This window comes from Chryseobacterium sp. II3a, assembly GCF_057815135.1.
Genome location: NZ_JBYPZJ010000002.1, coordinates 593,399 through 605,597, shown reverse-complemented (window position 1 = coordinate 605,597; position 12,199 = coordinate 593,399). Strand labels below are relative to the sequence as shown.

The window sequence follows — 12,199 nt, the reverse complement described above, 5'->3', positions numbered from 1 at the left end:
AAAAGACATGGGAGATCTCGGTCTCCCATACTTTCATGTAAAAACGAAAAGAAAAACCTATGAACATAACAGCATCATCCAAACCACAGATATTTTTATTACACTATGCCGGCGGGGACAGAAATTCCTTTCGCCCTTTAATAGAAGAATTACAATCGCAATTTCAGATAGAAACACCGGAACTCCCGGGAAGAGGAGACCGAATGACAGAATCCCCTTTAAAAGATAAACAGGAGGCCATAGCAGACGTATTGAACCAGATAAAACGTACCCGGCAGAAAGATGTTCCTTATTTAATTTATGGTCACAGCATGGGAGCCATATTAGGATTTGAAATTTGCTATGCAATGGAAAAAGAGAACGATGCTCCCGTACATTTTGTAGCTACAGGATATCCGGGACCAGGAATAAAAGAGACTCCGCCTATTGCAGATCTTCCCAAAACAGAATTCTTCGCTGAAGTAAGAAAACTGGGCGGAATTTCCGATGAGGTAATGCAGTATGAAGAACTATTAGACTTCTTTGAGCCCTTATTGAGAGGAGATTTCGGACTTCTGGAGAATAAAAATAACCAGACCCCTGATATAAAAATACAGACTCCAATCTATGCGGTAATGGGTAAAAGTGAAAAATATGCACTGAATATAAGAAACTGGGCCAATTATACAGAAGCAGCATGTGAATGTCAGATTGTGAATGGAAATCATTTCTTTATCAATCAGAATTTCAATTATCTGTCACAGGTGATCAAGAATCTAATGAGTGCAACAACAGCTAAATAGCTCTATTCACTACTAACGAACGAAATGTTATGGCTAAAGAAAAAAATTACGCATTAGTTTTTATTTACATCACCATTCTGATTGATATCATCGGAATAGGGATTGTTGCTCCCGTATTACCCACTCTTATTTTAAAATTATCAAAAGGAGATTTAAGTGCAACAACACAATATATAGGATGGTTTATATCCATATATGCTTTCATACAGTTTATATTTGCCCCTATCCTGGGAAGCCTTAGCGATCGGTATGGACGTCGCCCCTTATTGCTATGGTCTCTGTTGGGACTAGGAATAGATTATATCATTCTTGCGATGGCACCTAATCTCATTTGGCTTTTTGTAGGAAGAATAATTGCTGGAGTTATGGGGTCCAGTATGACTACAGCAACAGCATATGTAGCAGATGTAAGCACTCCTGAAAAAAAGAGTCAGAATTTTGGAATGATAAGTGCTGTCGCAGGGCTGGGTTTAATTATTGGTCCTGTAATTGGAGGTGTATTGGGACAGTATGGTGAACGGATTCCTTTCTATGCTGCTGCTGGATTGAGTATTATCAATTTTATGTATGGCGTTTTTGTTTTACCTGAATCGCTGAAAAAGAGCAACCGGAGACCATTCTCCTGGAAAACAGCCAATCCTATTGGTGCAATGAGAAGTATTAAGAAAGAAATACTGGCACCATCCCTGATCTTTGCATTTGTATTTATTGCTTTGGCAGGACACGCCATGCAGAGTACATGGAATGTATACGGAATGGAAAAATTTAATTGGAAGGCAGATATGATCGGATATTCATTAGGCTTTTTTGGTGTTTTAATGGTCATAACCCAGGGATTGCTCATTGGATTATTTATTAATAAACTGGGACAGAAGAAATCAATAATGATTTGTTTGATCATTTACTGTGTCAGCCTGTTTTTGTTTAGTCTCATCAATCAGTCATGGATGGCTTTTGTGGTTATGATTCCCTATGCATTGGGAGGAATGGCTACTCCTATACTTCAAAGCCTGATATCATCAAAAGTTCCTGATAACAAACAGGGCCTGTTACAAGGAGGTTTATCCAGCATTGGAAGTATTACCGCGGTTTTTGGCCCTTTATTAATGACTAATATATTTGCTTATTTTACATCAGGATATGCTCCTTTCATCTTCAGTGGAGCTCCGTTTGTCCTGGCTTCTGTTTTAGCAATGATAGGAAGTGTTTTTGTATATGCCGCCCTAAAAAATGAGAAGTCCTGAAAATAGCAATAAAAAACAATTAATTACTGTTTCAGATTGATACCTTTGTTCATCAACAGTTTTGAATTGGAAGAGTATAAAAAACGGATTGTAAAGACCATACAATATATTGACGCGAACCTTGACGCTGATCTCTCACTGGAAAAAATTGCAGAGATCAGTGCCTATTCGCCGTTTCATTTTCACAGAATATTCAAACTGGTTACAGGAGAAACCCTCCAAAATTATATTATCAGGAAAAAAATAGAAAAAAGTGCTTTTTTCCTGGCAGTAAAGAAGGATGTGGAAATTAAAGAAATCTATCTTGATCTTGGATTTTCAAATCATTCTGTTTTCAGCAAAACCTTTAAAAAATATTACGGATTGCCCCCTTCTGAATTTCGCAGAACAGCCCCCGAAGCATTTCACAAGATTTTACAAACTCAAAGCAAGAACGGACAAATTGATACGGTTTTCAGCCAATACATTTGCACTATTGAAAACCTGTTAAATTGGACCACAATGAATTTAAAAATCGAAGTAAAAGAAATGCCGGAAATGAACCTGGCAGCAGTAATGAGCCTTGGTATTGCCGGGGTAGAGCCTTCTTATAATGTGTTAATAGAGTGGGCGAAAAATAAGCATCTCTTTCCCAGAGAAAATGTAAAAATGATCTCCGTGTATCATGATAGCTTTAAAGTAACGCCTCCGGATAAGGTAAGAATTCATGCCTGCATGCTGTTGGATGAAAAATTGGAAGAGCCAACAGGAGAAGTGTTTTCAGAAACCATAGAAGCCGGGAAATTTATCGTAGGAAGCGGGGAAGTTACGCTTAACGATTTTGAGCAATGCTGGGTTTCCTTATTTTTATGGATGAATGAACATCAATATTCTACAAGAAGAACTTTCCCGTTTGAGATTTATCATTCCAACTTTAAAGAGCATCCGAAAGGAAAAATGATCGTGGATTTCTGTATCCCGATTCAGTAATTAATTTTAGGCAGAAAGCTCAAAGCTGGAAGCAGGGAGATAGAAGAAGGAAGTCGTGAAGGTCATAAAGAATAAGCATCTGCCTTTCAAAGGCAATTGATTTGAAAGTGAACATCAGTGGCTATAACTAAAAGCAACTTCCAGCCTCCTTCCTTCCAGCTTCTCGCTCTTTTTACCATTCAGTAACAAAAGTATGCCCTTCAGTAATAATTTTTTTACAAGAGGGCATTTTCATATTACTTTTGATTCAGAAATTAATAATCATGAAAACACAAGGACATAAAATACTTTTTCTGATAGCATTGATTGCTTCCATAATGGGATATTCACAGGTGAAGATATCAGGAAAAGTTTCCTTTAAAAACAAAGGAGTAAGTGAAGTAAATGTCACGCTGAAAGATACCTATGACGGGACAACTACAGATGCTCAGGGTAATTTTTCTTTTGAAACTTCAGAAAAAGGAGAGCATAAAATAACATTTACCCATCCGAAATATGAAGATATAGAAAGAACTGTTTTGATTGAAAATCAGGATGTTTCTTTGAATGTTGACCTTAAAGAGCAGATCAGCGAGATTGATGCAGTAGTAGTTTCTGCGGGGTCTATTGAAGCAAGTGATAAGAAAAGAGCAACAGCATTGCTTTCTCCTATAGATATTTATACCACAGCAGGAGCTGACGGGCAGATTTCTTCAGCTTTAACCTACCTTCCCGGAGTACAGAAAGTGGGCGGAACTGAAGGTCTTTTTATCAGAGGTGGTACAGGAACAGAGTCTAAAATTTTTATGGATGGAAGTCTTATCAATAATTATTTTTCTAATTCTGTTCCGGGAATTGCAGGAAGAGACCAGTTCAATACCTCACTTTTCAAAGGAAATATATTTTCAAGCGGCGGATATTCTGCATTGTATGGGCAGGCTCTTTCAGGAGTCTTGATGTTGGAAAGTGTGGATTTGCCGGATCAGAGTTCTTACACTTTAGGCGTTTCACCTATTTTTCTGAGTGCTGGGTTTCAGAAGCTTGGAGATAATAAAAATTATTCCTACGGAGCTACAGCAGGATATTCTATTTTAAGTCTGATGCAGAAAGTTTTTAATTTTAATACAGATTTTGTTGAAGCACCCCAGGGACTTAATGGAGATTTGAATTTCAGATTTAAAACAAAATCAGGAGGTTTTTTCAAATATTATGGGATGTTCAACTCCAATAAAATGGGAGTAAGATCAGAAAGTCTTGAACCCGGATATGATTTCAGCCTGGTAAAGCTTAACGGTAAAAATACTTTTCATAATCTCTCTTTTAAGCAGAAATTTGGAAAATATCTTTTGAATGTAGGCGGTTCTTACTCTTACAACATATCAGATCTTCATTTTTCTACAGAAACTAATGATGTTGAATCCAACAGAAACCAGCTTCTTACAAACGGAAATTATTTGAATTTCAAAGCAGTTCTTGAAAGAAAAATCAATAGAATCAGCGCTCTTAGAGGAGGATTTGAGTTGAATAATACGGATGAAAACCTGAACTTTGAAGCGGTACAGAAACATTATAAAGATTTGATTTCTTCTGCCTTTCTTGAAACAGATCTGGGGTTCAGTAATGCACTGTCAGCGAAAATAGGAGTAAGAGCAGAGCACTCTTCTTTTTTAGGAAAGAATAATATTGCCCCACGTTTTGCCATTGCTTACCGTCTGGCAAAAGACTGGACGACTTCCTTAGCTTATGGTCTTTTTTATCAGAATCCGGAAAGTAAATATATCAATGGGCCTGCAGATCTTGGTTTCCAAAAATCTCAGCATTATATTTTTCAGGTTCAGAGGGCTTCGGAAGGTAGAACACTTCGTTTTGAGGCATTTTATAAAAAATATGACCAGCTGATTAAAACATTTAATGGTAATCAGGATAAAGAACAAAATCAGCAGATTCAGAGTGCTTTAAACAACAGTGGATACGGATATGCAAAAGGAATAGAATTTTTCTGGAGAGACAATAAAAAAACATTTGAGAATATAGATTATTGGATTAGCTACTCATACCTGGATTCTAAAAGAGACTTTCTTAATTATCCGGTAAGCATGCAGCCAGGCTTTGCAGCAGAACACACCCTATCTGCAGTGGCAAAGAGATTTATTCCGGAATGGAAGCTTGGGGTAAACTTATCATATACCTACGCCAAAGGACGTCCTTATTATGATATTGCCTCAACGTTTGAGAATGGGAAAGCAATTAATTATACTAGAAATGAAGGACGATTAAAAGATTATAATGCTTTGAATTTCAGCATTAATTATCTTCCGAATATAGGTAAAAAAGAGGCAAAAGCCTTTCCGGTATTCGTATTGAGTATCAGCAATATTTTAGGATCAAAGAATGTATACGGCTATAATTTCTCTACAGACGGATCCAGAAGTTCTGCAATCGTTCCGCCAGTTAATACATTTGTGTTCATTGGAGCATTTATAAGTTTTGGAGTAGATAAAACGGATGATGCCATCAATAATAATTTATAAAAACATACCTTAGGGTCAATAAACATACTAACTTTTAATATTTGATATCATGAAAAAATACCTTTTAAGCTTTGCTTTAGTTCTGGTGAGTTTAACGGCTTTTGCTCAAGCTGATTACGAAAAAATAATGGCTGAAAAAATTGCAAAAATAGAATCCTGTAAGACCCCAGAAGATTTTCAGAACTTGTCTAATGATTTCCAGAGAATAGGAAGTAAAGAAAGTACACAGTGGCTTCCTCCATATTACGCAGCATTATCCCAGATTCAAAAAGGAAGGGTGATGATGAGAAATGGAAATGTGCAGGATCTGGATGGGGTTGCTGAACAGGCAGAAAAATATTTGGGAACAGCTCAGAGCCTTGCAGGAGCTGATAATGCCGAGATCCGATTGTTGAAAAAAATGGCATATTCACTTAGAATGATGGTCAATCCACAGCAACGTTTTATGACAGATGGTGCAAGAGCTTCTGAAGAATTGAGCAGAGCAGAAAAATTAGACCCTGCCAATCCTAGAATTGCTCTTATTAAAGCAGAAGACGTTTATTTTACCCCTGAACAATACGGCGGAAGTAAAAGCAAAGGGATAGAAATGTTTAAAGATGCACTCGCAAAATTTAATGCTTATAAACCTAAAACAGCCTTAGACCCAAACTGGGGTAGAGGAGAAGCTGAGTATTTTATAAGTTTACCGGCAGAAAGTAAAAAATAATCTCATAGAGATCATTCATCATCCTTATCTAAAAAGAAAAAGTACCATCATCATGGTACTTTTTCTTTTTTATATAAAAACTAAGCTTATTCACACAAATTTCAGTCTTTTAAACTAAAATTAGTGGTAATCGTTCGAGTGTTAGCATGCAAAAACGGAGCATCTTCCAAACTGATTTCTGCACATATTCCATCCGCATCCATCATCCTCAAACGGGTCTTTTGGAAGTAAACCGCCTCCAACTCTCTTTTGCTCGTCTCTTGTAAGTTTTTTTAACGCTTTGAACTTAATTTGTTTTTTCATTTTAGTTTGTTTTTTGATAGTTCCTACTCTTTAAGCTTTTCGGATAACGCTGTTTGTTATTTCCCTAAATTAGGATAAATATTGTAATTGACAAAATTATTTTCATTAAAATGTTTATTTTTTAATGAATAGTTTTTAAAATATGTTGTTTTGGTGCTGAATTACTAATTTTATATTAACCCTCCAAGGCAGTTCTATTCAATCTTGTATGCCTATACCATTCAGTAATTAAAACTAACCCTTCGGTAAGAAATAATTTTTGATACCTTTAATAAAAGCTATTTTTGAATCAAGAAAACTCGTCATGAAACGTAAGGATATTATAACCATGTTTTGGGTCTCATTCATAGTCTCTATGTTTTTCTTTTTTGCTTTTACAGGAGAGAAAAACCTGGAAAACTTTGTATTGACTATATTTATTTCTCTGCTATATACTTTTGTATTAGGAGGCGGAAACGGATTGCTGAACAGCGTCCTTAACAAAAAATTTCCCTGGTCTGAAGAAACATCCAAAAGAGCGGTGATCAGTATTATCTCCGTTATTATTGTGAATATTATATTAGTCTATTTTTGTAATTATATCAATTTTGTATTGATTCAGAACGCGGCTACTACAGAAGAATACTTTTCAGGGAAATACAACTTTGCCAACTGGTTTACCATCAATATTGCCCTGCTTATTTCTGCTTTTCTTCATGCAAAGAATTTTATGCAGGAACTGAAGAAAACTTCCAGGAAAGAGGTGGTGGAGCAAAAGCTTATTGCAAAATCAGCCAATGCACAATTTGAAAGTTTAAAAAACCAGCTGGACCCTCATTTCCTTTTTAATTCTTTAAATGTTTTAAGCTCATTAATTGATGAAAATCCTAATCAGGCACAGAAGTTTACGGCTTCAATGTCAAAGATTTACCGATATGTACTTGAACAGAAAGATAAAGAACTGGTGACAGTGGAAGATGAAATAGAATTTGCCAAAACCTATTGCGATCTTTTAAAAACACGATTCGAAGACAGTGTTGATTTTATTTTTGATGTGAAGCAGGAAGACTACCGGAAGTATGTTGTGCCTTTATCACTGCAGCTTCTGTTGGAAAACTGCATCAAACACAATTTTGCTACATCATCAAAGCCTTTGGTTATTAGAATTTTTTCGGAAAATGATATCCTTTGCATTGAAAACAATTTACAGATAAGAGAGCAGATCAAAGAAAGCTCAGGTATCGGATTGGCAAATATTGTACAGCGGTATTCGCTGCTTACAAAAAGGAATGTATTCATTGAAAAATCTGACGATTATTTTAAAGTAAAACTTCCAATGCTGGTTAATAAACCTAATATAGTCAGTGAAAAGCAGGATGATGATCTTAAAGCTTATAAGAAAGCTCAGAAAAGGATGAAAGAGATCAAAGATTTCTATATGAATCTGATTTCTTACTGTATTGTAATTCCTTTTTTGATCTTCATTAATCTTTTCACCAAAAGTTCATTTCACTGGTTCTGGTTTCCGGTGTTTGGATGGGGAATTGGGCTGGCTACTCATGCCTTTCAGGTATTTGGAGTGGGAGAATCCTGGCAGGAAAAGAAAATTCGTGAAATTATGAACAACCAAAAAAATAATAACGATGGAAAGTTTTGATGAAAATGATATTCAATATCAGAAAGCAAAAAGATATGTTGAGAAATTGAGAGGCTTTTATGCACATTTATTTGTGTATATCGCCATTAATGTGATGATTGTTTTTTACAATTATTCCCATCTAAAACCTGGGGAGAGCTATTTTGAATTTAAAAATTTCTTTACACTCACATTCTGGGGCATCGGACTATTAGCTCATGCCGCAACTGTTTTCTTGTCAAAAAGCGGTTATCTGCACAATTGGGAAGAAAAAAAAATTCAGGAACTGATGAAAAAAGAGAAGAAAGATTTGTAAGAAAAGCGTAAGCTCTCCTTATTTTTCCTTGAATTTTGAATTGAAAACCTTTTAAATTGTATCAAAATGAAAGCTTTACAAATTTTCTTCGTAATATCTATGATGGCGTGGTTTCTCAGTGAGTTTCTGTATAAAAATATGCTGAAATCTGGTAAAGATGATAGAAAAGGAAAGGATAAATCTACCCTTAATATTCTATGGCTAGCCATCCCTTTTTCTATTGCAGCGGCAGTAACAGCTTCCAATCTATCCACTCTGCCAATGACTCATGAAAGTTGGATCATGTACTTAGGAGAAGCATTTATTCTTATCGGAATTATTTTCAGATTTGTTATTATAAGGTCCTTGGGAAAATATTTTACAGTAGACGTTACCATTAAAGAAGATCATAAGATCAAAAAAGAAGGCTTTTATAAATATTTAAGACATCCATCATATGCCTTTTCCATGCTGACCTCTTTGGGCCTTGGATTATACCTTAATAATTGGCTGTCTCTGATCTTAGCCTTTGTACCTCCGTTTTTAGCCTTTGCCTATAGAATCAAAATTGAAGAACAGGTTCTCATAGAACAATTTGGAGAAGAATATATTCAATACAGAAAAGTCACAAAGAAACTCATCCCATTTATCTACTAACTTTATTAAAAATCCGTTTATAAGGGCACATAGCATATAGGATTCCTAAATAAGTGTTTGCTGAAAATCAGTATGTCTTTACCTTTTCCAACAAGCAGGATCAGAGAATTTTTGATTTTCTGTACCCATTCAATTTCATAAAATTCATTACTCCTTTATTTTTTACCATTCGGAAAGCATAATCTACCGTTCAGTCATATAAAATTGATTGGAGGGTCTTTTCCACCATACCTTTGAATCAAGAAAAAGACAAATTAACCTTTAAAAAATAAAAAAATGGAAACTTTTAGTAAAGACACAACCGCTTATGAAAGAGCATCAAGAAGAGTAAAAGAATTAAAAGAATTCTACGGAAACCTTACCTCCTTTTGTATTGTAATCCCTTTTCTTGCCTTTTTAAATCTTATGACAGCCCCTGGTTATTTATGGTTTTTATGGCCAATGCTGGGATGGGGAATCGGTATCACATTTCACGCTGTAAATGTATTTGGTATCGGGAAAAGTTGGGAAGAGAAGAAGATTAAAGAATTGATGGAAGAAGAGAAAGGAAAAACTAAAACATTATCATAACTTAAAAAATAATATATCATGGATTACAACAGAGCATACGACAGAGTTAAGCAATTGAAAAAATTTTATAAACACCTGATGTGGTTTGGAATTATATCAGTAATTATTATCGGAAATGATTGGTTTAATGATGAAATGCGTTACCAAATATTTGGCGGACACTTGTTTTTAGGGATTTGGGCACTAATTCTGATGATGAAAGGCATTTCTTTATTTATTTTTAATGATGAATGGGAAAAGGAAACTATCGAAAAAGAAGTGGGAAAAAATAAAAAAACGATAGATTATTAAATCTGATTATTTTACCTAATTTTATTTTCCAATTTTATAACTAAAACTATTAGCTTAATGATCAAGACCGTTATTATCGAAGACGAAAAGCCTGCTTCAAGGAAATTAGAAAGAATGTTAAGTTTTTTTCCTGATATTGAAGTAGTTGCTAAAATAGAATCTGTAGAAGAAGGTATTGCCTGGTTTTCTGAAAATGAACATCCGCAGCTGATTTTTTCTGATATTGTTCTTGGAGACGGGCTGTCATTCGATATCTTTGAAAAAGCTCCTACCAAAGGGTTTATCATTTATACAACAGCATTTGATCAGTATACCTTAAAAGCCTTTAAATTAAATAGTATAGACTACCTGTTGAAACCTATTCTTGAAGAAGATCTTGCAGGAGCTATTGAGAAATTCAAGTCTTTTCTTCCTTCCAATAGTGACATTGGATCGCAGGATATTAAGCAGTTGATAAGAAAAGAAAAGTCTATTCTGTCAAGAGTTTTAGTGAAAATTGGGTACAATTTGAAAATTGTTCAGACCCAGGAAATAACTTGTTTTTTTAGTGAGAATAAGATTGTCTATCTTCAGACAGAAGAGCGTTCTTATCCATCAGATTTTACATTGGATGAACTGGATGATATATTGGATCACAAAAAGTTTTTCCGTGTTAACAGGCAGTTTATTATCAATTCAGATTATATCAAAAACATTCATACCTCACCTTATTACAAAGTAGACCTCGAATTTCAGCCCCAGGAAGAAATTACCGTAAGCCGGGACCGTGTCAAAGACTTCAAAGACTGGCTTGTAAGCTAAAATAATCGGATAGCAACCGAAGTTTATCCTCATCACCAAAAAACATAACTATGGATCTCATTCTTTTACTCTTCAGACTTCTCCTCTCCATTTTCTCATCCTGATGACTGAGAATAAAAATCACTGGCAGACTTTGTAAACTGATGAAAAGCTTCCGTTATTTCAGTCTTGTGTTTATGAGTTAATGGAAAAGGAACCATGTGGGAATAATCAAAAGGGAAATCCTTTATTTCAACCTCTACATTGATATTCCTGTAGCCGCCCTGCAATGTATTTAGGGCTTCTATAGGAGGAGCTACAGCATCTTTTTCTAAGACATAAGCTTTTAGTTGAGACTGGATCTCTTGAATTCGTTCCTCCCTTTCTTTCTGGAAGTAATTATACCTAAGCATCTTTTTGAACCAGCTTTCCTGAGGATGAAGTTCATCATCCTGATAATGCTTCAGCCTATGGTCAAACTTAAAATCAGAGCTTAGTAATTCTGTAAAAACAGACTGCATTTTAACCGTAGCCTGAGAATCCATAATGTACTTGGAGATAGGAAACATCCGGTCAATAGTCATTCCACCACAAAAACAAAAAACTTTGGACTGGGAAAAAAAATGATGTGGATCAGCCATTTTAATAATCATGGAAAGAAATGAGCCTATTGAATATCCAAACAGATCCAGGCTGGCATCCGGAGCGATGCTTTTAATCTTACCGTCTTTAATTTCCTTCACTACCTCAATAATATCCGAATAGGTTTGTAATCCTGACCAAAAAACACGTTGTGGATGAGCTTCCAATCTGGAACTTGTCGCGGCATTTACATAAGAAAAATGAGTGTTTTCAGGATATCTTTCCTTTCTGAATTTCACGATTTCTGTCATTTCATGGCGGTCACTCCAAATCGTTTCTGCACGATCCATATGGAAAGCAATAGGGAACAATAAAACTGCTTTACGGCTTTTCTGAGCCAATTCATAGGCCCATGGAAGATATTTATCCCATTTCTTTTCATTCAGTCCATGAAAAAAGATAATGCAGCCATCGGCAGTTGTAACATCAGCCCTTTTGAGAAGGTGATATTCAAATTTTTTATTGCATTCAATATCAAAATCCTTACTATCTATGGATGGGTGATTGTAGTGCAAGTAGGCATTTTGATTGATCTTCAGAGGATGATGATGTTTAGGGCAATTCAGATTTTCAGAACCATAAAGAAGATCCGAAACCTTAGACTCAAAAGGAATGGATTCAATAGTTAGATTCAAATCTTTTATTTCCATAATCTCTTTTCTGGAATCAAAATGACTTTTCAAAACTTCATACAATTCATAATATTCCATAACAAAAGTTTTGAGGGTTTATAATTAGAACTATTAAATTATGGAATTATTGCCGTAAATAATTGAATATTAAAGGTTAAAAGTATTCCAAACATAAGATATCTAAAGATAAACCCGGAACA

Annotated in this window: 13 protein-coding genes; 11 read left to right on the top strand and 2 right to left on the bottom strand. The window is 35.2% G+C overall.

Translation table 11 applies throughout. The features are described 5' to 3' along the window. Positions 1 to 59: 59 nt before the first annotated feature. The 5 genes from AC3HD6_RS07610 to AC3HD6_RS07590 all read left to right on the top strand — a co-directional run bounded on the left by AC3HD6_RS07610 (position 60) and on the right by AC3HD6_RS07590 (position 6,214). On the top strand, positions 60 to 782 hold the full coding sequence (locus AC3HD6_RS07610; protein WP_488895798.1) for a thioesterase II family protein: 723 nt from the start codon (positions 60 to 62) through the stop codon (positions 780 to 782). Between the two features lie 29 nt (positions 783 to 811). Further along, a complete protein-coding gene (locus AC3HD6_RS07605; RefSeq protein ID WP_488895797.1) occupies positions 812 to 2,026 on the top strand; it encodes a TCR/Tet family MFS transporter in 1,215 nt (404 codons plus the stop codon). A 66-nt stretch (positions 2,027 to 2,092) separates the two neighbouring features. Next, the gene (locus AC3HD6_RS07600; protein ID WP_488895796.1) at positions 2,093 to 2,995 is read left to right on the top strand and encodes an AraC family transcriptional regulator; all 903 of its coding nucleotides are present in this window, start codon (positions 2,093 to 2,095) and stop codon (positions 2,993 to 2,995) included. Positions 2,996 to 3,258: 263 nt separating this feature from the next. After that, entirely contained in the window at positions 3,259 to 5,505 is a 2,247-nt protein-coding gene (locus tag AC3HD6_RS07595) for a TonB-dependent receptor (RefSeq protein ID WP_488895795.1), read from the top strand. Positions 5,506 to 5,554: 49 nt separating this feature from the next. Next, a complete protein-coding gene (locus tag AC3HD6_RS07590) occupies positions 5,555 to 6,214 on the top strand; it encodes a hypothetical protein (protein ID WP_488895794.1) in 660 nt (219 codons plus the stop codon). 141 nt (positions 6,215 to 6,355) lie between these two features. Here the strand turns inward: AC3HD6_RS07590 and AC3HD6_RS07585 are convergent, their stop codons facing one another. Further along, positions 6,356 to 6,517: a hypothetical protein gene (locus AC3HD6_RS07585; protein WP_167386963.1), complete on the bottom strand. Its 162-nt coding sequence runs from the start codon at positions 6,515 to 6,517 to the stop codon at positions 6,356 to 6,358. Positions 6,518 to 6,821: 304 nt separating this feature from the next. On the opposite strand from AC3HD6_RS07585, the gene AC3HD6_RS07580 reads away from it, so the two are divergent. The 6 genes from AC3HD6_RS07580 to AC3HD6_RS07555 all read left to right on the top strand — a co-directional run bounded on the left by AC3HD6_RS07580 (position 6,822) and on the right by AC3HD6_RS07555 (position 10,746). Next, entirely contained in the window at positions 6,822 to 8,153 is a 1,332-nt protein-coding gene (locus AC3HD6_RS07580; RefSeq protein ID WP_488895793.1) for a 2TM domain-containing protein, read from the top strand. Then, a complete protein-coding gene (locus AC3HD6_RS07575; RefSeq protein WP_488895792.1) occupies positions 8,140 to 8,448 on the top strand; it encodes a 2TM domain-containing protein in 309 nt (102 codons plus the stop codon). Before AC3HD6_RS07580 ends, AC3HD6_RS07575 begins: the two co-directional genes overlap by 14 nt. 66 nt (positions 8,449 to 8,514) lie before the next feature. Further along, positions 8,515 to 9,084 carry a methyltransferase family protein gene (locus AC3HD6_RS07570; protein ID WP_488895791.1) on the top strand — a complete coding sequence of 190 codons (570 nt, stop codon included), beginning with the start codon at positions 8,515 to 8,517 and terminating at the stop codon, positions 9,082 to 9,084. A 276-nt stretch (positions 9,085 to 9,360) separates the two neighbouring features. Further along, entirely contained in the window at positions 9,361 to 9,654 is a 294-nt protein-coding gene (locus AC3HD6_RS07565) for a 2TM domain-containing protein (protein ID WP_488895790.1), read from the top strand. An 18-nt stretch (positions 9,655 to 9,672) separates the two neighbouring features. Continuing rightward, entirely contained in the window at positions 9,673 to 9,945 is a 273-nt protein-coding gene (locus AC3HD6_RS07560; RefSeq protein WP_488895789.1) for a 2TM domain-containing protein, read from the top strand. 57 nt (positions 9,946 to 10,002) lie between these two features. Continuing rightward, complete coding sequence (locus AC3HD6_RS07555) at positions 10,003 to 10,746, top strand: LytR/AlgR family response regulator transcription factor (RefSeq protein WP_488895788.1); 744 nt, start codon at positions 10,003 to 10,005, stop codon at positions 10,744 to 10,746. A gap of 95 nt (positions 10,747 to 10,841) precedes the next feature. Here AC3HD6_RS07555 and AC3HD6_RS07550 read toward each other — a convergent pair whose 3' ends face one another. After that, positions 10,842 to 12,077: a DUF6051 family protein gene (locus tag AC3HD6_RS07550; protein WP_488895787.1), complete on the bottom strand. Its 1,236-nt coding sequence runs from the start codon at positions 12,075 to 12,077 to the stop codon at positions 10,842 to 10,844. Between the last annotated feature and the right edge of the window lie 122 nt (positions 12,078 to 12,199).